The sequence below is a fragment of the Pseudoalteromonas sp. SM9913 genome, from assembly GCF_000184065.1.
Classification (GTDB): Bacteria; Pseudomonadota; Gammaproteobacteria; order Enterobacterales; family Alteromonadaceae; genus Pseudoalteromonas; species Pseudoalteromonas tetraodonis.
This window is the reverse complement of the sequence record NC_014803.1, coordinates 2,587,607-2,610,213: the sequence shown is the minus strand read 5'-3', so window position 1 is coordinate 2,610,213 and position 22,607 is coordinate 2,587,607. Positions and strand designations below refer to the sequence as shown.

24 protein-coding genes and 1 pseudogene are annotated in these 22,607 nt (G+C 40.8%); 14 read left to right on the top strand and 11 right to left on the bottom strand.

From position 1 onward, the window contains the following. The first annotated feature begins 53 nt into the window (after window positions 1-53). Window positions 54-1,352, top strand: a complete 1,299-nt coding sequence (gene pepB, locus PSM_RS11975; protein ID WP_013465734.1) for an aminopeptidase PepB — start codon at window positions 54-56, stop codon at window positions 1,350-1,352. A 175-nt stretch (window positions 1,353-1,527) separates the two neighbouring features. Beyond that, window positions 1,528-2,094 (top strand): phosphoribosyltransferase, encoded by a 567-nt coding sequence (locus tag PSM_RS11970; protein ID WP_008111161.1) that lies wholly within the window; start codon window positions 1,528-1,530, stop codon window positions 2,092-2,094. Between the two features lie 49 nt (window positions 2,095-2,143). Here PSM_RS11970 and PSM_RS11965 read toward each other — a convergent pair whose 3' ends face one another. Then, entirely contained in the window at window positions 2,144-2,800 is a 657-nt protein-coding gene (locus PSM_RS11965) for a Crp/Fnr family transcriptional regulator (RefSeq protein ID WP_013465733.1), read from the bottom strand. A 278-nt stretch (window positions 2,801-3,078) separates the two neighbouring features. Here PSM_RS11965 and PSM_RS18455 point away from each other — a divergent pair. Then, window positions 3,079-3,309: pseudogene (locus PSM_RS18455) on the top strand (YgjV family protein); the annotation flags it as partial. Window positions 3,310-3,343: 34 nt separating this feature from the next. Here the strand turns inward: PSM_RS18455 and PSM_RS11960 are convergent. From PSM_RS11960 to PSM_RS11940, 5 genes are all read right to left on the bottom strand, one after another. Continuing rightward, window positions 3,344-5,032 carry an amidohydrolase gene (locus PSM_RS11960; protein WP_013465732.1) on the bottom strand — a complete coding sequence of 563 codons (1,689 nt, stop codon included), beginning with the start codon at window positions 5,030-5,032 and terminating at the stop codon, window positions 3,344-3,346. Between the two features lie 208 nt (window positions 5,033-5,240). Continuing rightward, window positions 5,241-5,477: a calcium-binding protein gene (locus PSM_RS11955; RefSeq protein ID WP_013465731.1), complete on the bottom strand. Its 237-nt coding sequence runs from the start codon at window positions 5,475-5,477 to the stop codon at window positions 5,241-5,243. 8 nt (window positions 5,478-5,485) lie between these two features. Beyond that, window positions 5,486-5,722, bottom strand: a complete 237-nt coding sequence (locus tag PSM_RS11950) for an EF-hand domain-containing protein (RefSeq protein ID WP_013465730.1) — start codon at window positions 5,720-5,722, stop codon at window positions 5,486-5,488. A 156-nt stretch (window positions 5,723-5,878) separates the two neighbouring features. Next, window positions 5,879-6,106 (bottom strand): hypothetical protein, encoded by a 228-nt coding sequence (locus PSM_RS11945; RefSeq protein WP_013465729.1) that lies wholly within the window; start codon window positions 6,104-6,106, stop codon window positions 5,879-5,881. A 12-nt stretch (window positions 6,107-6,118) separates the two neighbouring features. Further along, window positions 6,119-6,352 carry a cag pathogenicity island protein Cag25 gene (locus PSM_RS11940; protein WP_013465728.1) on the bottom strand — a complete coding sequence of 78 codons (234 nt, stop codon included), beginning with the start codon at window positions 6,350-6,352 and terminating at the stop codon, window positions 6,119-6,121. A 296-nt stretch (window positions 6,353-6,648) separates the two neighbouring features. On the opposite strand from PSM_RS11940, the gene PSM_RS11935 reads away from it, so the two are divergent. Genes PSM_RS11935 through PSM_RS11915 form a run of 5 tightly spaced genes read left to right on the top strand, consistent with a single transcriptional unit; the run spans window position 6,649 to window position 11,693 of the window. Then, entirely contained in the window at window positions 6,649-8,103 is a 1,455-nt protein-coding gene (locus PSM_RS11935) for a HAMP domain-containing sensor histidine kinase (RefSeq protein WP_013465727.1), read from the top strand. Between the two features lies 1 nt (window position 8,104). After that, window positions 8,105-8,638, top strand: coding sequence for a hypothetical protein (locus PSM_RS11930; protein ID WP_013465726.1), 534 nt, complete (start codon window positions 8,105-8,107; stop codon window positions 8,636-8,638). A 2-nt stretch (window positions 8,639-8,640) separates the two neighbouring features. Then, on the top strand, window positions 8,641-9,990 hold the full coding sequence (locus PSM_RS11925; RefSeq protein ID WP_013465725.1) for a sigma 54-interacting transcriptional regulator: 1,350 nt from the start codon (window positions 8,641-8,643) through the stop codon (window positions 9,988-9,990). A gap of 24 nt (window positions 9,991-10,014) precedes the next feature. Then, window positions 10,015-10,515 (top strand): DUF1543 domain-containing protein, encoded by a 501-nt coding sequence (locus tag PSM_RS11920; RefSeq protein ID WP_013465724.1) that lies wholly within the window; start codon window positions 10,015-10,017, stop codon window positions 10,513-10,515. A 26-nt stretch (window positions 10,516-10,541) separates the two neighbouring features. Then, complete coding sequence (locus PSM_RS11915) at window positions 10,542-11,693, top strand: murein transglycosylase domain-containing protein (protein ID WP_013465723.1); 1,152 nt, start codon at window positions 10,542-10,544, stop codon at window positions 11,691-11,693. A 5-nt stretch (window positions 11,694-11,698) separates the two neighbouring features. Here PSM_RS11915 and PSM_RS11910 read toward each other — a convergent pair whose 3' ends face one another. Further along, window positions 11,699-11,917 carry a hypothetical protein gene (locus PSM_RS11910; RefSeq protein ID WP_024602373.1) on the bottom strand — a complete coding sequence of 73 codons (219 nt, stop codon included), beginning with the start codon at window positions 11,915-11,917 and terminating at the stop codon, window positions 11,699-11,701. 143 nt (window positions 11,918-12,060) lie between these two features. On the opposite strand from PSM_RS11910, the gene PSM_RS11905 reads away from it, so the two are divergent. Then, entirely contained in the window at window positions 12,061-13,302 is a 1,242-nt protein-coding gene (locus tag PSM_RS11905; protein ID WP_029610018.1) for a multifunctional CCA addition/repair protein, read from the top strand. Between the two features lie 18 nt (window positions 13,303-13,320). On the opposite strand, the gene PSM_RS18625 is transcribed toward PSM_RS11905, so the two are convergent. The 3 genes from PSM_RS18625 to pdsR all read right to left on the bottom strand — a co-directional run bounded on the left by PSM_RS18625 (window position 13,321) and on the right by pdsR (window position 16,433). Then, window positions 13,321-13,476, bottom strand: coding sequence for a hypothetical protein (locus tag PSM_RS18625; protein WP_010387666.1), 156 nt, complete (start codon window positions 13,474-13,476; stop codon window positions 13,321-13,323). A 132-nt stretch (window positions 13,477-13,608) separates the two neighbouring features. Continuing rightward, window positions 13,609-15,744 carry a proteobacterial dedicated sortase system histidine kinase gene (gene pdsS, locus PSM_RS11900; RefSeq protein WP_013465720.1) on the bottom strand — a complete coding sequence of 712 codons (2,136 nt, stop codon included), beginning with the start codon at window positions 15,742-15,744 and terminating at the stop codon, window positions 13,609-13,611. Next, a complete protein-coding gene (gene pdsR, locus PSM_RS11895; protein ID WP_013465719.1) occupies window positions 15,738-16,433 on the bottom strand; it encodes a proteobacterial dedicated sortase system response regulator in 696 nt (231 codons plus the stop codon). Before pdsR ends, pdsS begins: the two co-directional genes overlap by 7 nt. 229 nt (window positions 16,434-16,662) lie before the next feature. Between pdsR and pdsO the strand changes: the two genes are divergently transcribed. Genes pdsO through PSM_RS18450 form a run of 3 tightly spaced genes read left to right on the top strand, consistent with a single transcriptional unit; the run spans window position 16,663 to window position 20,016 of the window. After that, window positions 16,663-17,388 carry a sortase-associated OmpA-like protein PdsO gene (gene pdsO, locus PSM_RS11890; RefSeq protein ID WP_013465717.1) on the top strand — a complete coding sequence of 242 codons (726 nt, stop codon included), beginning with the start codon at window positions 16,663-16,665 and terminating at the stop codon, window positions 17,386-17,388. 25 nt (window positions 17,389-17,413) lie between these two features. Further along, window positions 17,414-19,414: a marine proteobacterial sortase target protein gene (locus tag PSM_RS11885; protein WP_013465716.1), complete on the top strand. Its 2,001-nt coding sequence runs from the start codon at window positions 17,414-17,416 to the stop codon at window positions 19,412-19,414. Continuing rightward, window positions 19,411-20,016, top strand: a complete 606-nt coding sequence (locus PSM_RS18450; RefSeq protein WP_036979368.1) for a class GN sortase — start codon at window positions 19,411-19,413, stop codon at window positions 20,014-20,016. The genes PSM_RS11885 and PSM_RS18450 overlap by 4 nt, the downstream gene beginning before the upstream one ends. Here PSM_RS18450 and PSM_RS11880 read toward each other — a convergent pair. Then, complete coding sequence (locus PSM_RS11880) at window positions 19,911-20,870, bottom strand: DMT family transporter (RefSeq protein WP_041695769.1); 960 nt, start codon at window positions 20,868-20,870, stop codon at window positions 19,911-19,913. The two genes, PSM_RS18450 and PSM_RS11880, sit on opposite strands and share 106 nt — an antisense overlap. A gap of 131 nt (window positions 20,871-21,001) precedes the next feature. Between PSM_RS11880 and proB the strand changes: the two genes are divergently transcribed. Both proB and PSM_RS11870 read left to right on the top strand, forming a co-directional pair. Beyond that, on the top strand, window positions 21,002-22,105 hold the full coding sequence (gene proB / locus PSM_RS11875; protein ID WP_013465714.1) for a glutamate 5-kinase: 1,104 nt from the start codon (window positions 21,002-21,004) through the stop codon (window positions 22,103-22,105). 106 nt (window positions 22,106-22,211) lie between these two features. Further along, window positions 22,212-22,571, top strand: coding sequence for a glutaredoxin family protein (locus tag PSM_RS11870; protein WP_008111110.1), 360 nt, complete (start codon window positions 22,212-22,214; stop codon window positions 22,569-22,571). Window positions 22,572-22,607 lie beyond the last annotated feature (36 nt).

Here is a 22,607-nt window from a genome sequence, read left to right as displayed (position 1 = left end):
TAAGCGCTCTATAGTAAACTCAACCGCACATTTAAGTGCAAGGATATTCTAACATGAGTGAAAAATTTGTTGTTCAATTAAGCGAGCAGTTGGCACCAGGGCATTGGGGCGAAAGTGCGTCATTATCTTTTAACGAACACGGCGCAACGGTTCATTTATCTGAGCAAGAAACATTAAAAAATGTGCAAAAAGCGGGTCGTACAATTGCAAATCAAGGCATTAAAAATGTTGTTCTTGAAGGTGATGTATGGTGCACAGAGAGCCAATGGGCTTTTTACCAAGGCTTTGTATCACCAAAAGTACTAAACGGTGTTGAGTTTGTTGATAACGCACAATCTGATCTTAAAGAACTCGCTGATTTAAAAGCATCGGCAACGTGGGCGCGCGAAATGATCAATGGTACCGCCGATGACATTTACCCAGAAAGCTTAGCTGAAAAAGCCGCTGAATTTATTCAATCACTTGCACCAGAGCATGTTAGCTATCAAATCATAAAAGGCGATGCGCTATTAGAACAGCAGTGGATTGGTATTCATGCCGTTGGTCGTGGTAGTGAGCGTCCGCCAGTATTACTTGAGCTTGATTACAACCCAACTGGCGATGAGAACGCACCGGTAAGCGCAGCACTTGTTGGTAAAGGTATTACGTTTGACTCAGGTGGTTACTCAATTAAACCAAGCGAAGGTATGTTGGGTATGAAGTGCGACATGGGTGGTGCAGCAACGGTAACCGCAGGTTTGGCACTGGCAATTAGCCGTGGCGTAGAAAAGCGTATTAAGTTGTTTTTATGTTGTGCAGAGAACTTAATTTCGGGTAATGCATACAAACTAGGTGACATTCTTACTTACAAAAATGGCATAACCGTTGAAATTGTAAATACCGATGCTGAAGGGCGTTTAGTATTGGCTGATGGCTTAATGGCCGCAGGCGAGACAGGCGCTCCACTTATTATTGATGCGGCAACCCTTACTGGTGCCGCCCTTGTTGCTGTTGGTCAAGAGTACAACGCATTGTTTGCCCTTGATAAAGAGCTAGTGCGTGAAGTGGAAGACTTTGCGTCACAAGAAATGGAAGCCGCATGGCCATTACCACTTGAAAAGTGGCATCAACAAAACTGCCCATCGCCGTATGCGGATACAGCAAATAGCCGCGCCCAAAAAGGCGGTGGTTTCGGTGGTGCATCTAACGCCGCTGGTTTCTTATCTCGCTTTGTGCCAAACGATGGCAAAGGCTGGGTACACATCGATTTAGCTGCTGCATTTAATATGGGTGGTAGCACAAGTCAATGGGCTTCAGGTGCAACTACACAAGGTATGCGCACCGTAGCACGTACCCTACTTGAAAAGGCATAATCTACTGAGATTACGCATTAGTTAAAAAATAGGTACCTTAGGGTGCCTATTTTTTTATCCGCCAAACAAGCAATTTTGTTTTATTTACGGTAAAATCCTTCGCCATTACGTGTTTGGGCATCTATTTTTATTTAAACCTCGCTCAAATATTATACATACCACTGGGATCCTTACTATGTCAGAAAAGTGCTATATCACGGCTCAACAATTACTTGAAGATTCATTCCGCGTAGCGGCACAAGTGTATAAAGATGGCTTTCGTCCAGATTTTATTATTGGTATATGGCGCGGTGGTGCTCCAATTGGGATTGCGGTTCAGGAATATTATGATTACAAAGGCATAGAAACGGATCACATTGCGGTTCGTACCTCGTCTTATTACGGTATTGGTAAGCAATCAAAAGAAATCAAAGTACATGGTTTACACTACATAGTTGAAAACGCAAATGCAGGTGACTCTTTACTGATTGTTGACGATGTTTTTGACTCAGGTCGTAGTATTGTAGCGTTAAAAGAGAAGCTCTCTGAGCTAATGCGTTTAAACTTACCACGTGATATTCGTATTGCTTGTCCATACTACAAGCCAAAAAATTCAAAAGTTGATACAGTGCCTGATTACTACATTCATGAATCTGAAGAATGGTTAGTATTCCCGCATGAATTATCAGGTTTAACGCCGGATGAAATTATTGAAGGTAAATCTGATTTAGCTAAAATCCACGATATTTTACTTGAAAAGTAAATGTGATTTTGATCAATAAAAAAGGCCTTAATGGCCTTTTTTATTGTCTTTAAAGCTGTGCAAAGCTATCTACATAGTCACTTAATTTAGGAATATCGACAGCTTGTAGTCCTTGTGTGCTTCTTTGCACTAAGTTTTTCTCTACTAACTCACTCACTACACGCCTGTATGCACGCTCAGTGGTTGCAAAGCGCTCAGCTTCTGCATTTACCGTAGGGTAAGCACGTAATAAAGTGGGATTGTTATTCTCTGCACGTAATAAGCAGTCTTTGGCAATATTGTAGCTCAACGGCAGTAACAGCTTATCTAAATTAATTTTTTGATTTTCTTGAAACTTAGCCGCAATCGTTTGCGCCGTATATAAGCTTAGCTCGGGTTTATCGAGCAATAATGCGCGCCAATGTTTTAATTCAATCAAGTTATACGTGACATCACTAAAGCAGGTTACCGTGTAAATGCAGGGGTTATTATTAAGTGCTTCAATTTCGCCAATTAGGGTATTGTTACAGTCGAGTTGGCCAAGAAGCAGGCGCCTGCCATTACCTACATCGTAACTAAACGATACAGTTCCACTTCGCACTAATACCAACTTAGTTAACGGTTGGTCTTGCTGTATTAATATTTCTTTTTTTGATTGCTGAAAACTACTGCCGGCAAACGTCAGCAGTTGATCAACAAGGTAACTGGAAAAATGGTATTGAAACATCAATCATGCTCTTCGGACAATTGTCCTATTTATTACACCTTAATGACGATAGCATTAAGATTAAGAATTTATGCTAACTTGCCCACGCCGTTAATATAATTAATAGCGTTAAATGACCTTCATTCTTCCGTGTAATGATTAAAAATTGTGGTATTAACCAGTATATTTTAAGGTTTTATTGGTAAGTTAGCTTTTTTATTTTAACTACTGCGTAGCGTAGCTTAATAATGTACTAAAATTTAACGCGTAATACTAACCTAAAGCCTAGGAGAGAACAATTGAGTTGGGAATATTTAGGTTATTTAGCATCCGTCTTATTAGTCATATCATTAACCATGACTGATGTAACCAAACTACGTTGGTTTAATTTATTGGGCTGTATTGCGTTTACTTTTTACGGTGCGGCTATAGGCTCAGTGCCGGTGGCTTTTACCAACGGCTTGTTGGCTTTGGTTAATATTTATCACATTATTAAGCTATATCGTCAGTCAAAAGTTGATAACAAAAAAGGGTTAACGCAAGTTAACCCTTTTTTGTTTTTAATTACTCAGCTTTTGCGACGTCTTTTTCGTAGCGTAACGTACCCGCAATCCACGTTTGCAGCACCTGAGTTTTGTATAGCTGCTCAATGGGGACTTTAAAGTAGTCTTGATCAACCATTATAAAGTCAGCCCATTTACCTTGCTCTAAACTCCCTAGCTTAAACTCTTGATGCGCTGCATACGCGCCGCCAAGGGTAAACGCACGTAATGCATCTTCTCTGCTTAACACTTCACTGGCGCGCCAACCGTTTTCAGGCAATTGATTATGATCCATACGTGTAATGGCAGAATATAAGCCATCAAACGGGTTCGCGAGCTCGACAGGGTAATCAGAACCCGCTGCAATAGTCGACCCCTGCTCTAAAAATGTTTGCCAAGCGTATGCGCCTTGGAGTTGTTTATCGGTTAAACGCTGCTCTGCCATATGCATGTCAGATGTAGCATGCACAGGTTGCATTGATGGAATTATTTTCAGGGTTTTAAAGCGCGGAATATCCTCTGGCGAGACGATTTGTGCATGCTCCATGCGATTACGCAGTAGTATACCACCGGTTTGCTTAAATACATTTTGATAGGCATCGAGCACAATTTTATTTGCTCTATCGCCAATGGCGTGGGTATTTGCACTAAACCCGCTTTTAAAAGTGAGTGTAAATAATTGTTCTAGCTTTTGTTGGGTTTCAAGCATTAGGCCAAAGTGGTTTGCTCTGTCTGCGTATTCTTCAATAAGCGCGGCACCGCGTGACCCTAAGGCTCCATCAGCATAAATTTTTACACTGCGAATAGATAAAAAATCTTGAGCATCTTGATACCGACCCGCTTTAAGCATCATGTTTAAATCTGGGCTTGCTGCACTTAACATCGCTACAATTCTAAGCGGTAATGTACCTAACTCAGCGCGCTGTTTATAAACTTGCCACGTGGTTTTATCAATACCTGCATCGTGGGTTGAGGTAATGCCTAAGCTTAATAAATGTTTACCTGCGGCATCTAATGCATTGCTAACCGATTGCGCAGATGTTGCAGGCATATGTTGAGTAACCAAGGTTTCTGCTTTATCTATAAAAATACCGGTTGGTTTGCCAAACTCATCTTTTATAATTTCTCCACCTGCTGGGGCTGGTGTGTCAGCATTAATATTGGCAAGTTCTAGTGCTTTTGAATTAACCCAAATAGCATGGCTATCTACTCGCGATAAAATAACAGGGCGGTCGCTGACGACTTTGTCTAAATCAGCAGCGGTAGGGAAACGCGTGTCGGACCATAGCTCTTGGTTCCAGCCCCGACCAATAATCCAACCTTCTTTGCCTTTGGCAAATTCGTTGAGCTTAGCGGTTATTTCATCTACCGATTTTGCGCCGCGCACATCCAGCTGTGACAAGTTTTCACCCAGGCCAATTACGTGTCCGTGGGCATCAATGAGCCCTGGTAATAAGGTTTTTCCATTGGCGTCAATTAGGGTTGCGCCCGGGAAGCTATTTTTTAAGCTGTCAGGACCTGTTTTTACAACTTTGCCATCTTTTATGACTAAGGTTGTAAATGTATTTACTTCGCCGTGGCGCATTTTTCCTTTGTATAAAGGGGTGTAGCCATTGGCATTATATATTACTTTCGTTTGTGCAATTGCCACACTAGATAAGGCGCAGAGGCTTGCTAGTAATACCGGTTTAATTAATTTATTGAGTCGCATAAGAGGTATGTTGTTATTATTTGTACTATCACAGTAGCAAACTCAAATTTAGAATACCAATAGCATAATTTATTAATAGTCGAATAAGCCCAGCTTTTAGCTAGAGCAAGCAAATTCAGGGTAGGATAGATTGCGTGTTAACAGGAAAGAATTTGTTTAATCTTCTCAAATAAAGCCTAATTAACTAGGCTTTATTTGAGGGAGCTATTTATTTACTGGCGTACAAACTATATTCGCTTAATGACAATTGTGCGTCTTTATCACGGTCGTAACTGCCAAAACGTGACCATAAAGCAGGATCACTGGCAGTTTCCGAACGAGTTAAAAAGCCATCTTGATTACGGTCAAGTTTTTCAAATTCTGAGGTAATATAGCTATTTGTCGCAAAGCTCATGCAGCTAACAACAGTAAGCGTTAGTAAAATAATATGGCGGATAGGTTTCATCTAAATACTCAGTACAAATTGGTGGTTAGATAGTTTTTAAACTCAGTTAAAGAAATTCTGTTGTCTTGATTTTCATCCCAATTTGAAAATGAGTTTAATAGCTGAGGCTGAGCAGCAAGCTCGCTATGGGTTAAATACTCGTCGTTGTTGGTGTCTAGATGTTCAAAGCGTTGCTTTACATCAAGTGCACATGCACTATGGCTAACAAATAGTAAAGCACCAATAAGGAGAAGCTGTATTTTCATGGTTGGCGTTCCAAGGCATATTTTAATTGCTGGCAATAATGAAATAAAGCACTTGCCATAATTTAAATCCCAACATTAAATCCGTTTACACACTCCCTCAGGGATTATGGCAAGTGCTTTTAACTCTATACTAATAGATTAAACTTGAATCTAAACTTAAGGTTTAAAGTTTTGGAATTCTTTTTTAGAAATCATCTCGTTATTATCTTTGTCTAAATCGGCAAACTGCTTAAGTAATTGTTTATCTTGCTTTGCCTCAATAAGCGATATTTGGTCATCCATATTTTTATCTAAATGCATAAAACGTACATTTAATGGCGATGCCAGTGCGGTGGCACTAATAGCTAAAAATAGGAGCGAAAAAGCACCAATTAGTTGTTTCATGAATGTACTCCTTTATTTTATAAACAGCTTAAATTCGTTTAGAGATATGAGCCCGTTTTCATCGGTGTCTATCTGTGCAAAGTTCTCATGTAATAAAGCATCTTCACCTGCTTCAGCTTCACTTAATGTGCCATTACTGTCTTTGTCTAAACGATTAAATTCAGCATCTACATCAAGGGCGAATAAATGAGTACTGGTTAGGCACAAACCGATAAGTGCAGCGTTCTGTAAATTGTTTTTGAACATTCCTTGGCTCTTTTTAGATTAATATTAATGTTCTCGTAACAAAAATGGTGCCAATATTTATTTTTATTAATAATCAGTGAGTTATGTTTTTTTGTGATGATTGGTGCGTAATTTTTACAAGTAACTGTGTGTTTTATGCAACAATTTTGCAGTTATAAGCGTTTAAAATTTTTTAAATCAATTGCTTAACTTGTCGCTATTTAGAGACAGCAGGGGTTTTTATCCTTGATGGTTCAGCGAGTGTATAAGTTGAGCGCTTAATAATAGAACGTTTAAAAATAGTAAAGGACTTTTGTATGCCCGCAGTCATGGCTGAAAAATATAAAGCATTGATAAATTGGCGCCCCAATTTAATTGGCCAATTTGTAATGAGCATGCTGTTGTCGCTGTTGCCCTTATCTATAGTGGTTATTGTGTTTTTAAATGTATTAAATAAGCAATTAGCGGTCACTCAGCAAATTGTGAGTAATAATTACCAAGTAACTAAGTCGTTTAATCTGCTTAAGCAAGAGCTTAATAGTTTAGAAAGAGCAACTAGGCAAAACTGGGTATTAAAGAGCGACTCACTCGATAAGCTAATCGTAGATAAATGGCAATCATCATTGCAAAACATCAATGAGCTAAAACAGCTTTCAAATAACCAAGCAAATACACACCAATGGCAACGGCTAACGGATACTTTGCAAACGGCGCATACTCAACTTGTGGTTGAAGCGCGTCAACAAGCTGAATTATTTGTGCCAATCAGCGAAACACTAGCGGAGCTAACATTGTGGTTACGTGAGGAAAATGAAGCCAAAATCACTCAAAACCAAATTAAGCTCACAAATTTACAAGCTTCCTTTATAAACTGGTTGATTGCACTTACGCCTTTAACGCTGCTTGTTGGCGGCGGTTTTTTGTGGCGCATAAGCGGGCGCTTAAAAAGCTTAACCTCAGTGATTGATAAGTTAGGCCAAGGAGATTGGCAGCAAAAAATATCGGTGCAAGGGTCGGCTGAACTCATAGAGTTAGGTAACAAGTTGCAGTGGGTGCAAGCGCAGCTGCATATGTTAGAACAACAAAAAGATACATTTTTACGCCACGTTACTCACGAATTAAAAACCCCTTTGGCTTCTATGGTTGAGGGCACTGAATTACTAGCCGATGAAATCGTTGGCCCCATCAATAACGAGCAAAAAGCGGTACTTGGGCTGATCAGTCAATCGATGGTGAGGCTACGTACTATGATAGACAGTTTATTGAGTTATAACGCCATTCGCACCAGTAAAGACAACGTCAGTGAAGTGGAATTTAATCAGCTAATAAAAAAGGTAAATAACCACTTTGAGCACCGCTTAAATGCGCGAGAACAATCGCTTATTTGGCACAATAGTTTACCTAATATTTCTCTTAGTTTGCCACGGGAGTTAATTGAAATGATTTTAATTCAGTTAATTTCCAATGGCTTAAAGTTTTCTCAGCCAAACCAAGTCGTTACTATTAGCTTGAGTCTAGAAAATAACGGCCTAAATATGCAAGTAGCAGATGAGGGTTGTGGCATTAAAGAGCATGAAAGAGATCATGTTTTTGGGGCGTTTTATCAAGGTAAACATACCAAAGAGATTAGCTTACAAGGCAGTGGTTTAGGCCTTACTATAGTCAAAGAGTCAGTTGAACAGTTACATGGGCAACTAAAAATTGAGCATAATGAGCCGCAAGGCTGTCGATTTAACATTGTCATCCCCTATAAAAATAAAGGAGTTAAATAATATGTCTGCGCGTTTAATGGCTATTGTATGGCTAACCAGCAGTCTTGTTTTTTTATCTGGGTGTGAAATAACAAACACTCAAACACAGGGTGAATCAGCATTAAATGTACCCTCTCAGCCAGATAGCAAAACGAATCAGCCAAATCCCAAACCTCGGCCAAAATCAGAGCCAATATATCCCTCTGCAGCGCAAGTTATTGCTTGGCATGCCAATCAGTGCGGTGGTTTTAAATTAGCGCCTAGCAATGAAACCTACTTAGGGGAGCAAGCACTGAAAGCGTTTTTTAGTAAAGCATGTTTAAAGCTTAGTAGTGACCCCAATACTGTGATGAGTCAATTACTTAAGCTGGATCAGGCGTACTATTGGCCCGATGATATAAAGCACTATTTATGGCTGCAAAAACAGCACGTATTAATGCAAATAGATGCAAAAAAACAACAGCAAGCATTGAACGCCAAAATGCAAAAAACCTTGTCGTCATTAGCCGCAATTGAACAGCAACTTTTACTACGTGAAGAAACCAAGGAGCAGTAACTATGTCAGTCACACTTCCATCAAGTGCTAAAGTTTTACTCGTTGATGATGATGCCAGCTTGCTGCAATTACTGGCGATTCGAATTCAATCAAAGGGTTATGAAGTAACGACCTGTGATAGTGGTATGAACGCATTACAACTACTTAAAAACCAAGTGTTTGATGCGGTGATCACCGATTTAAGAATGGATGAAATGGATGGCATGGCGCTGCACCGACAATTGCAAAACCGCTACCCTGCGTTGCCTGTTATTATGATGACGGCTCATGGATCTATCCCTGATGCGGTAGAGGCCACCAAGCAAGGTATTTTTGCCTTTATCACAAAACCCGTTGATAAAGATGAGCTGTTTGACAGCCTAGCCAAAGCCATTGAGATACATGGGGTTAATAATGATGAAGTCGCCCCGCAAAGTAATATTGTCACCCGCAGTGGCGCTATGCTGCATTTGTTGGAGCAAGTGAAACTATTAGGGCCTACACAAGTTAACGTGCTTATTTCTGGTGCCAGCGGTACCGGTAAAGAGTTGCTTGCGCAGGCGATTCATCAGCATAGCCATGTTAGTGACGGTCCATTTGTGGCAATAAACTGTGGGGCCGTGCCTGGTGAGCTATTAGAATCAGAGCTATTTGGTCACAAAAAAGGGGCATTTACAGGAGCTGTAAAAGATCACCAAGGCCTATTTCAGCAAGCACAAGGCGGCACCTTATTTTTAGATGAGATTGGTGATATGCCGCTTAATTTACAAGTTAAGTTGTTACGTGTGCTGCAAGAAAAAACCATTCGCCCTGTGGGCTTTCAAGAAGAAATTCCCATTAATGTACGAATTGTTTCTGCAACCCATAAAAACCTGCCTGAAGCGATTAGTAATCAACAGTTTAGAGAAGATTTATACTACCGGTTAAACGTCGTAAACTTAAAGTTGCCCCCGCTGTGTGAACGCCGTGAAGATATTAGCTTATTAGCCAACTTTTTTAGTGCCAACATCGCAAAGCGTATGGAGCAAAAAGAAAAGCGCTTTGCAAACGATGCCATGCATGCCCTAGTAAGGTATGATTGGCCAGGTAATATACGTCAATTACAAAATGTGGTGGAGCAGGTGGTTGCGTTGACTCCCAGTGAGGTTATATCTGAACATTTAGTGCTTAGTGCGCTCAACAGTAATGAAAGCAACGTTGAGCCATTATCACTTAATGAAGCTAAAAAAGAGTTTGAACGAGACTATGTAATTAATACCCTGAAAATGGCAGGGGGCAATGTGGCAGAAGGCGCTAAACTTGCCAAGCGCAACCGTTCTGATTTTTATAAGTTGATTAAAAAGCATGAGATTGACGTAGATAGTTTAATTTAATTTGGTTTTTAAAAGGAAGTGAGCATGCAGTTATTCATGGTGTATTTAGGTGGACGCATTCAAGGTTGCCACATAGAAATGCACGACGTACGTTTTGTGGTAGGCCAAAACATTGAGCAAACCTATACCAAACTAAAAAGCCAATGGGTGGGTGATAAAAACAGTGTACACATGGATAGCTACATGGCAGTCAATCACATTGATGGCTACCAAGTTGACATTGTTGATGGTTCTGTTGAGCAAAACAAACAGCTTTATTTTGTTAATTTAGGCGCTTACAGAAGCGACTCAATGGCAGAGCAACACGACTTTGCTTTGTATGTTGCCAGTAGTAGTGAAGAAGCGAAACAACGCGCTAAAAATGACTTATTAGCAGGGCTGAGTCATCTTCATAAAGATGATTTATATGATGTTGATGACTGCTTTGCGATTGATTTACTCGATAGTCAGCTTAATATTAAGCTAACCCCAAGCGGCCAAGCACAACCAATTAAACCGGACTGGTTTGGTTATCATGTATTATAGTTGCTAAGCATTTGTTTGGATATTGTGTGAAAAAGTATGCGTTTATACTTTTGCTAGTTGGCTTAAGTGGCTGTAAATCACTGTCGGGTTTACCGCCCGTTGTTGATTTAAATAAACTGGTAAAGCAAGTAAAAAACGACCCTACCAATGTGGTTGCAATTCACAAGCAAGCACAAAAAACACACCGCTCTATTAAAGCACAGGTTGGTAGCGTAAAACAGCTTTTAGCTGCATTAGAAAGCGTTGTTGGGCGCAAGTGGGGTAAGCAAAATACGCAACAGCCTAGTGCAAAAAAATACGTCAAATACAGTAATGATTACCAAGCTCGTGCCATTATTGATTTTGAGCAAGGCACTGTAAAAGTAGAAACCATCGCGTTAAAAAATACAATAAGCTTGTTACAGCAGGCCATTGTTATGACCCTACTGACCTCCAGCGACCCCGATAAAACCGATATTTTTACCAGCGAAGCCCCCATATTAGAAGGCGAACCGTTTTTATATCAACAAGTACTCGACCAAGATAAGTTACCAATAAAATACTCTTGGCGTGCTAATCGATTTGCGCGTTATTTAGTAAATAATAACTTAAAAAAGCAACGACAATATGGACATGTTATTTCGTCAGTTAGTTTTAATTTAGTGGAGCAAAATGCTCATTTAAGAAAGCAAAAGTACAGTGATTATGTGCTGACGGCTGCAAAAAAATATCAAATATCGGCAGCACTTATTTATGCCATTATTGAAACCGAAAGTAGCTTTAATCCACATGCGGTGAGCTCATCAAACGCATATGGATTAATGCAAGTGATCCCCGCAACTGCAGGGCGGGATGTGTATCAAAAAATTAAAAAAGTACCCGGGCAGCCAACCAAAGCAGTGTTGTTTAATCCAAAACATAATATTGATATTGGCAGCGCGTATTTAAGTATTTTAAAAAATAATTACTTACATAAAATTAATACCGATAAAAGTAAGCACTTTGCCATGATCTCGTCTTATAACGGTGGCGCGGGTAATGTATTGCGTATATTTAATAAAAATAGAAGTGTGGCGTTTTCACAAATAAATCAGCTTACTTCAAGCCAGTTTTATAACATTCTCACCACTAAGCACTCACGTGCGGAATCAAGACGCTACCTATATAAAGTCACTAAAGCAGAAAAAAACTATCAGTAACTTATTTACTCATCACTTTCTTGTTGCTCACTTTTAGCGGCCATTTTAAAGGCCACTATCACTAAGCCAAACATAGCAAATGGAATCGCGGCTAATAGGTATTCGACCAAATGACTGTCTTGAAAATTAGCTTGCAGCAAAAAATGCCCCGCAACACACATAATAATAACGATCAAAAGGATGGGTAGTAACCTAAGTTCTTTTTTTGCTGAATGTTTTTTCATTAGTTAAGGTGAGTTTAGGTATAAAAAAATAATGCACTATTGTAATGAGCTTACTAAAGCTTGGCAAACAACGCTGATTTTTAAATTGCGATTAGGTATGATTAACATCAAAGAAAACCTTAAAAGTAGTGGTTGGGGATAAAGTGCAACAAAGCTTAAAGCAAGTTTACCTAGTTGGCGGAGCAGTGCGAGATAAGCTGCTAAACATACAATCAAAAGATAACGATTACGTTGTTATTGGTGAAACGCCAGAGGTTATGGAAGCGCTTGGGTTTTTACCTATTGGCAGTGATTTTCCCGTTTACTTGCACCCACACACTAAAGAAGAATATGCACTAGGGCGTACCGAGCGTAAAAGTGGTAAAGGTTATACCGGCTTTGTAGTGGATGCGAGCCCCAATGTTACGCTTGAAGAAGACTTAGCACGCCGAGATTTAACCATAAACTCTATGGCACTTGACGAAAACGACACTATTATTGACCCTTTTAATGGTCAAGATGATTTAAAAAATAAAGTGCTGCGCCACACCACCCAAGCATTTGTAGAAGACCCGGTTCGGGTATTACGTATTGCCCGTTTTTTAGCCCGTTATGGCAGTGAATGGTCTATTCATCCAAGTACCACTGCATTAATGCAGGAGCTTAAAAATAAAGGCGAGCTGGAACATTTAGTGCCAGAGCGAGTATGGCTTGAAACAGAAAAAGCGCTTGGTGAAAAACACCCTGAGCTTTATTTTCAAGCATTAGATGGCTTAGGTATTTTTCCTGAAATTGAACAGATGAAAAACACCCCACAGCCTGCAAATCATCACCCCGAGGGAGATGTGTTTGTACATACTATGTTAGTCCTTAGGCGAGCAGCCGATTTAAACTTTAATTTAGAAACGCGTTTTGCTGCTTTAACTCATGATTTTGGTAAAGCGCTCAGTTACAAAAAACAGGGGAATTTACGCGGCCATGAACGTGAAGGGGTTGCGGTGGTTGAGGCCTTTTGTGAACGTTTAAAAATACCTAATCGCTTTCGTGATATCGGTGTGCTTACCAGTGATAACCATACACTTTGCCACACGCTTGAACAGTTAAGGCCGCAAACTATTCATAAATTAATCGTCACTAATTTAAATGCATTAGTGCACCCAGAGCGTTTTATTGCATTTACTCAAGCGTGCCAGTGTGATGCACAAGGACGAGGCGAAACGCTGGTAGATAAGCCCTACCCACAAGCCGCTAAATTACGTGCAATTCACAATGAACTACAAAAAATGGATAAAAAACAAATAGTGCAAGATGCGCTTAAAAGCGGTAAAAAAGGCCCTGAAATAGGCGAAACGGTCAAGCAGGCAGAAATAGACTGTATTAAAGCGTTTTTACAGCTTAATGGCTAACTTGTAAGGTTTGTGTAGTTAAGCACTACGAGCTAAAGCCTCAGCTTGCATGGCTTGTTTATTACTTACCTTGTGCTTTTTAGTCGCGCCCTGTTGAGCATGGTTATTGGCTGCATTAGGACGATATAAATCGAGAATAAACTCTATTTCTTCGGGTTCTAATAACTCTTTCATTTTGACTCCTCCTAGGTGAGTAGACTAAGACTGAGCGAATGAATTAAAAGTGAATCGTTACACTTGTGTGTGAATTAAATTGTAACTGCAAAGCTTTAAAATAAAGCGGTTTATAATTAAACCGCTTTTTGTTTAATTATTTAAAGGCAGGTTCACGGTAAACACCACACCATTGTCTTGCTCATTATTATGCGCGATAACACTGCCGTTATGGTAATTACACACCAGCCTGACAATATATAGCCCTAAACCCAAATGCGGCTGTTGCTGCATTTGTTGGCTGCGCACCGATACCATAGAATCAAAAATATGTTCAGTAAGCCCCTCAGGCAATAAAGTACCTGTATTACTTACCGTTAATGTTGCTTTGTTTTCGCTTTGCTTCAGACTGACTTCAATCGCGGTGTTGGCTTCACTAAATTCCAAGGCATTATTAATTAGCTTATCGAGCAGTTGCGCTATAAATTCAGGGGCACCTTGCATTGGCAGTGTGCTTTGGCAAATGTTGAGTGTAAATAACTGGTTAGGGTAAGTAAGTTGGTAGCCCTGCATACAACCACTAATCACTTTTTGTAAATCAAACGGCTCTGGCTCATTACTTTGAATGCTTTGCTCAAGGCGGGTTGCTTCACTCATAGTGGTAATTATTTTCCCTAAACGCTCAACTCCTTCACTGGCACGCTCAAGGTATTTTTGACTCAGTTCACTTTGCTGCAAGCTTTGTAAGTTCTCAAGTGATGAACGTACAACCGCAACCGGCGTGCGCAGCTCATGAGATAAGCGCGACGACATATTTTCTAAATAATCGGTATAGCCACCAAGTCGGCTCACTATATTTGAAAAGCTACGCGATAAATCGCCAATTTCGTCATTGGCATCGCTGTAATTTATATAGCCTGTTACCCGCCCTTGTGCATCAATGGCTTGCTCTGCTGTATCGCGTAGTCGCCTAATACGACTTGATATACGTGAGGCAAAAAAGAACAAAGTGACTGTGCCAATTAACATGACCGCTAAAATCACATTAAATAGTTTTTCCAGCGATTTATTACGCAGTGTGCGCACGCCATTAGTGGTTTCTTCGGCTATAACTGCGCCAATAACCTTATCCTCAATCCAAATAGGATACGCGGCCGATAATATCACCGCTTTGTTATCGGGGGTGAGTCGCCAAGACGAGGCCGGTTGACCTTTCAGTGCTTTGGCTAAATGAGCGCCTTGCATTGAAGCGACATCGTGTAAGGTATCTATAAATTCATCTTCAGGACGCGTTAAAATTTTATAATACAAAGGATGCAAATAGGTTTGTTCAAAGCGTTGCCATGCGGTTTTTGGCGCTTGATTTTTTAGCCCATCAGCCCATACGCCATCGGCATTTTGAATACTGCCCGATTGCGCTAAAACACGGTGATGATTATCGACCACCCAAATGCGACTGCCGCTGTGGCCCATGCCTTTTAATATACGGTTTATCTCAGGGGAGGGCACCAGTACTGAGCCTAAATCATTTGGGTTATTTAAGTTGGATGTAGACATGATATTAGGTGTTTGGTTTGGTTGTTTACTATCAACATCGGCAATGGCAAACCCCAGTTTATTGCCAAGCATACTCAAAGGAAAGCGCAGCTCAAGGTTGTAACCTGTTTCAGTTTGTTTAAAAAAGCCCTGAATTTTAGTAAAAGGCATTTTACTGTTGGCATCAAATGCGTTGACCCAGCCATCTTGGCGCGGAGCAATAATATAAGTATTAAATTGTCCATCAGGGTTTTTTAGACCAATTTTTACATAGTCATTATTGGTAATGCTGAGGCTGTTTTTAGCACGGTAAATTACAGTGTCATCTGTGACTTTAAATAAAGCATATAAGTAATTATCAAACTTACCCACCATGTGCTCAAATGATAAGTCGCTCAGTTGATGGTTATCATTGGCTGTTTGTAAGTAGCGTTTATCATAAAGCCAAAACAGCGATTGATAAGCGTCCCAGTCGTTGAGTTTGCCATCGAGCTGAATCGGGCTTTTTAAATTATAAGCATAGAGATCGCGACCTTTTACAACTTGATCTAAAAAGTTGGTTTGTTCGTCAAATAAAGCGGGGCGTTCATGCAGGGCCGTGGCCAGTGCGCGTGTAGTGCCTACCAACGTTTTTTCTTGGCCTTGGCGTAAAAACTTTTCCATTTCCCATACATATTCGTAGCCTAACCATGGCAACAAAAACAAAAAGCACGAAAGTAGGATAAATTTACTGCGTAGGCCAAATCTCAGCATGTGGGTTGCTCCCACCTATAGCCCATGCCATACACGGTATCTATACAGTCAAACTGGCTATCGAGTGCTATAAACTTTTTACGAATACGTTTTACATGCGAGGTAATGGTGCTGTCGTCTACATAAATTTTAGCATCACTCATTAACTCATTACGGCTTTTAACGTGCCCTGGTCGCTGGGCGAGTGAATGCAGCATCCAAAATTCAGTCACGGTTAAATCAACTAACTGGTGTTGCCAAAGCACCTGCATGCGTTGCGTATCGAGCGTTAGTTGGCCGCGTGTTATCAGTGCGTTAGCATCGGCGGGTTGCTCTAATGCTTCCATACGGCGAAATAGCGCGCCAATACGCGCAGCTAAATGGGCTAAGCTAATATCTTTGGTTAAGTAGTCGTCGGCGCCCATGCGCAGGCCACATACGGTGTCTATTTCGCTGTCGCGAGCAGTTAAAAAAATAATTGGTAAGGTTTTAGACAGTGAACGCAGTGTTTGGCACAGTAAAAAGCCGCCATCTATTTCATGGCCTAAACCAATATCAACAATGGCTAAATCGGGAAGCGCTTCTTTAAAGGCCGCTTCTGCTTGAGGGCGGTTTTCATAACCACTCACCTGATAGCCTTGAGCGCTCAGCATTTCTATGTAGTTTTCGCGGATTGCGGTTTCATCTTCAATGATGGCTATTTTCTTCATTTTTATTAATTACTCATATTGACTTAGGCGCACTATAGCGAAGTTTTTGCGCTAAGTACGGTTAAAAACACAATTGCCATTTTTTTGCCACAATTGCTCAGCAGTTTGCCATTTTTGATCCCCTTTGTTGCCACTTCATGATGTTTTAATACAACTATTGAAATTACAGATACAACGCAAGTGCCAACCAATTGCTTGCCAACCCATTACCAATAGTAAGGAATAAATCATGAAGAAAACATTAATCGCACTCACACTTGTTAGCACTTTTTGTACGCCAGTATTTGCTGCGGATACCCCATCAAAAGAAGCAAAAAAGGAAACCATAGTTGGTCTAAGCACAGGTGCCATTATCGGTGGCGTTGTTGGTGGGCCTATTGGCGCGTTTGTAGGTGCATTTGCTGGTGGCTTAATTGGCGATGCCAAGGTGGCTGAGCAAACTATTGCCGAGCAGCAACAAGCTTTAACAGTTATGGCAGAGAAAACCAACGACTACCAACATGTTCTTAATCATAACAGCCACTTAGAAGCGCAACTTGAGCTACTGGCTCAGCAAAATGAGCAACTAACGCAATCACAGCTTAATAATTTATTGGCGATGACAGTGCAATTTAAAACAGGCTCTAGCGATATTGCTCCTCATTTTGCCAAGCAGCTTGATCAATTAGTTGCGTTATTAAAAAGCCAACCGCAACTCGCTCTTGATTTGAGTGGCTTTGCCGATCAGCGTGGTGAAGAGCAAGCAAACTTATTACTTTCAAAAGCCAGAGTAAACGCCGTACAAAGTTACTTAATTAAACAGGGGGTTAGCCATACACGTTTAAGCGCACAAGCATTTGGCGAGCAGCAAAGCATAGCAAACAGTAACACCCTTGAAGATAACTTTTTTGATAGACGCGTTACCCTGACCACCCGTGCGCTAAATCAAACGACTGACCAAACAGCAAGCAATTAACAGCGTGCGTTCGAGGGAGTGATTTATGTTGAGTAAACCCACCAAAGTGCTTACCAAGGTAAGCCTTTTTATTTTTATTATTATCGTGCTTTTGGCCAGCTTTAAAAGCCATGCGCAGTCGCCAAAACTATCCTTGTTTGATAGCCAAGGAGTGGCGGTTAATCCTGGGGTGATTTTAAAAAGCGATGCAAAAATGACCCTAACAGGACTAATTAATCATGTTGTAGTAACGCAGCACTACATAAATGAAAATCCTTTTGCAGTAAATGCACGTTATGTTTTTCCTTTACCCGATGAAAGTGCCGTGCAAGCAATGACCATGCGTATTGGTGAGCGAGTGATTCACGGTAAAATAGCAAAAAAACACCAAGCAGAAAAACAGTATCAAACTGCCAAGCAAGCAGGGAAGCAGGCCTCTTTGGTTCGTCAGCAGCGTGCAAATATGTTTATTACAAATGTGGCGAATATAGGGCCTGGTGAAGAGATTGTTATAACGCTTGAATATCAAGAGATTATTGATTACCAGCATGGAACCTTTGCGATTCATTTTCCAACCACAATAACGCCACGGTATCATGCAACAACAGGGAAACTGAACGAAGAGCAAGATAAGCGTACGGTAAAAAGTGATCATACATCTTCGTTTACTCCACAAGGATGGTTAAGCCCTATTTATACAAAGCAAACCAATGAGGCGGCTAATGCCAGCGATTTAAGCTTAACAATTAACATGGATATAGGCTTAGAATTGGTTGATATAAACGCTAAGTACCATCAGGTAAATATTGAAAACTCTGCGTTTGGGCAATACAGCATTGTGCTAAAACCACAGCAAGCAATAAATAAAGACTTTGTACTGGAGTTTAAGCCACTACAAAAAGCGCAAGCTCAAGCCGCACTTTTTACTCAGCAAGCAAAAAATGGTGAGCAGTTTGCGTTAGCGATGTTGATGCCGCCAAGCGATCAGTTTACCCAGTCTGAGCGTTTGCCGCGTGAAATGGTGTTTGTGGTTGATACCTCGGGCTCTATGCATGGGCAGTCTATGGAGCAAGCTAAAAAAGCATTGTTTTACGCACTCTCGTTACTTGATAGTGATGATAGCTTTAATATTATTGGCTTTAATAATCAGGTTACTGCCATGAGTGATACCCCTTTAGTTGCTAGTGACTTTAATTTACGCCGTGCAAGGCGCTTTATTTATAACTTGCAAGCCGACGGTGGTACTGAAATACAAGGTGCGCTTGATGCCGTACTTAATGGTGCGCAGTTTGAGGGTTTTGTACGCCAAGTGGTGTTTTTAACCGATGGTAGCGTGAGTAACGAAGATGAGTTATTTAAAAGTATTGCGCGCACTTTAGGTGACAGCCGCTTATTTACCGTCGGCATTGGTAGCGCACCTAATCGCTTTTTTATGCGCCGCGCTGCTGATATAGGTAAGGGGTCTTATACCTTTATTGGTAGCACCTTTGATGTGCAGCCAAAAATGCAGCAGTTGTTTGATAAACTCGCTCACCCGGCGATGACTAATTTAGCGTTAACAAATACAAATGGAGACAGCTTAGATTTTTGGCCCTCCCCATTACCGGATCTGTATTTTGCTGAGCCTATTATGGTGGCTATTAAATTAGATAATACCGATACAATTACTTTTACTGGGCAAACAACGCATGGGGAGTTTAAGGTTAAGCTTAATTCGCAAGCAAGCTCAAAAGCCACAGGAATTGATAAGCTCTGGGCACGTCAAAAAATAAAGTCATTATTGCTATACAACCAACAAAGTGAAGTAAAACAGCAAGTGCAGCAACTTGCGCTTGAGCATCAGTTACTTAGCCCATTTACTGCGTTTATTGCCATAGAAGAGAGCACCATTAAAGAAGTTGCCAAACAAACTACACAAGTGGCTAATTCAATGCCACAAGGAATGACCATGCGCTTGCCGCAAACTGATGGGCAAAGCAAAATGCATATTGTGTTTGGAGCTTTAATGCTACTAGGTGGCCTGTTGTTAGTAAGGCGCTGTAAATGAAAAAGTGGTTGAGCATAGGTTTACTAGCCTTAGGACTGAGCCTATTTGGCCATGGTGCATATATGCAGGCAAAGGCATGGCTTGCACAAGTGTTAATAGAGCAAGCATGGCAAACAGCCCTTAAATCACCCAATAAAAAAATTAAGCCGTGGTTTTATGCTGATAGTTACCCAGTGGCACAAATAATATGGCCAAAGCATAATAAACGACTAACCGTGCTCGATGGCGCAAGTGGTAGAAACTTAGCGTTTGCGCCCAGTCATTTTTTAGCTGCGGGGGAATTGGGTGGGGCTGATTTTGGTAATTCGCAAGGAGCACTTATTGCCGGGCACAACGATACCCACTTTGCGTTTTTAAAAAACGCTAAAGTGGGGGAGCAATTTTCTCTGCAATTACAAAATGGCAAAGTGCAGCATTATTCAGTGACACATGTTGAGGTGATTAATCAGTACAACACCGATTTTTTGCATCAAGCAGGGCTGTATTTATTAACCTGTTACCCTTTTGATTCACTGGCCTCGGGGACCGATTTAAGGTGGCTAGTATCGGCTGAAATATCCTCACCCGAGGTGGCGTTAGGAATATCGACCACTAGTTCTTGATGGCGTTGGCTTATCATTACGCCTATAAACACCACAAATATGCTGATCCACTGGCCAAGTGTCAGTACTTCGTTAAGAATAATGGCTGACAAAATTAAAGTGAAAATTGGAATTAAATTAGAGTAAGCCGCTGCGGTTAACACCGACACTTTACTAATCGCGTAGTTGTACATACCGTACCCACCCAAAGTAACACAAGAGCCTAAGTACAAAATGCTCATTAGTGCGGTTAAATCGTGTTGGTTTTCGCTGGGAAGGTCAATAAATAATAAAAACGGAGCAAAAAACAAACTACCACTCACGCCTTGCAGAGCAATTAATGTGAGTGGGGAATAGCGGTTAGCTAAATGTTTTATACACACGGTATAAAATGCCGCGCACACCATGGCCATTAATTCTAAAAAATTCCCTAATAACGGGTTTGGTGCTTGGCTTGAACTCGGTGAGAGCAAGGTCAATAAAATACTGCCGCCAATACACAGCGTAAAACCCACCACAATAGCTTTACTAATATGCTCTTTGAGCATGAAAAACGCTAAAAATGCCACAATAATGGGTAAGCAAGACACAATAACCCCCGCCTGAGATGCAGAGGTGTACTCCATTGCGTGGCCTTCAAATAAAAAGTACAAGCAAGGCTCTGCCAGCGACATGCCTAATAAATACTTCCAATCGCCTTTTAAATATTCAAAACGAATTACGTAACGCCATAAACATAACGAAATCAGTAAAGTGGTGAGCATACGTAAAAATATCACCAAGGCCGGATCATAAATCGCAATCGCGTATTTAAGTGCAATAAAGGAGCTACCCCACAAAAAGGTGGCAATAATTAAACATAAACTGGCAGGCATAAGGTGTAATTTAATCGGTTGAATATAGTGCGATCCTAGCACGCAGAGGGGGTGCTTGAATATTTTTTACTTGTTCAAAAATACCGAACTGGTATAAATAAATTCATCATTTATTGCGCTAAGTAAAAAACATGCAAAGGGATCAGGTAGTAGTTGTAAAGCTAGGTACAAGCGTACTCACTGGCGGTACCGATAAGTTAGACAAAGCACATATGGTGGAACTTGTTCGCCAATGCTGTGAGCTAAAAAAGCAAGGTCACCAGGTTATTTTAGTTTCTAGTGGTGCGGTTGCCGCAGGTCGCGAACAGTTATTAAAACCCTGTGGGCGCACATTAATAGACAAACAAATGTTGGCCGCCATTGGACAGGGGCAGCTTATTCATATTTGGCAAAGCTTATTTGCGTTGTATGGTGTTAACGTGGGGCAAATGCTACTAACGCGCGCCGATGTTGACGACAGAGAGCGTTATTTAAATGCCCGCGATACTCTCAATGCCTTATTAAATTATGATGTTGTGCCGATCATCAATGAAAACGACGCGGTTGCTACCAGTGAAATAAAAGTAGGTGACAACGATAACTTATCGGCATTAGTGGCTATTTTGGCCAATGCCGATAAATTACTATTGCTGACCGATCAACAAGGGTTATTTACAAGCGATCCGCGCACTGACATTAACGCCACCTTGATTGACGAAGTTACTCATATTAATGATGAGTTACGCCAACTTGCAGGTGGCAGCGGTACAAACCTAGGCACAGGGGGTATGGCAACCAAACTACAGGCAGCCGATATTGCCAGAAGAGCTGGGGTTGAGGTGATTATCGCCAAAGGCGCTGATGAAAACGTGATTTTAAAATGCATGAGCGAGCAACTGCCAGGCACCCGTTTTTTAAAACTTACCGCCCCTAAAGATGGCCGAAAAAAATGGTTATTGGCAGGGCCTAAAAGTAGCGGCCAAATTTTAATTGATGCCGGTGCGGTGCATGCATTGCAATCTAAGGGCGCCAGTTTACTTGCTAAAGGCATTACGCGTGCAATAGGTGAATTTGAACGCGGAGATTTAATTAACTTAATTGATGTAAACGAGCAAATTATTGCACGTGGGTTAACGCGCTTTAGCCATCTTGAAATCGATAAAATAAAAGGCGCACACTCTAATCAAATCAGCCAATTACTTGATTACGACAGCGGCGTGGAAGTGCTACACAGAGATGATATGGTGGTGTTGTAATTAAGCACTTTTTTAACGATATAGCGCAACGTATAATCCGCTTATAGTGTTGCGCTTTTTTGTGTTAAAATCTTGCACCTTAAATTTGTTGTAAAGAGTATTGAAGATGAAATTAGTTCGCTGGGTTTTAGGTTGTATCATCTTATTTTTTAATTTTGTTTTTACGCCGCGTAGCAAAAAACGTGATCCGCAAGAGCAAACTAAGCTTGATCAGCAAACCGCACAATTTAAGCTCTATCAATTCAAAGCATGCCCTTTTTGTGTAAAAGTGCGCCGTTCAATTAAGCGTGAAGGCTTAAAAATTGAAACACGCGATGCAAAAAATGATGAGCAATACCGCCAAGAGCTATTAGAGCAAGGCGGAAAAGTTAAAGTACCTTGTTTACGTATTGAGCAAGATGGCCAAGTAAAATGGCTTTATGAATCAAACGATATTATTGCTTACTTAAACAAAGTAGCCGCTTAAAATATTTATTGGTATTTCATACCATCTCACTTATTA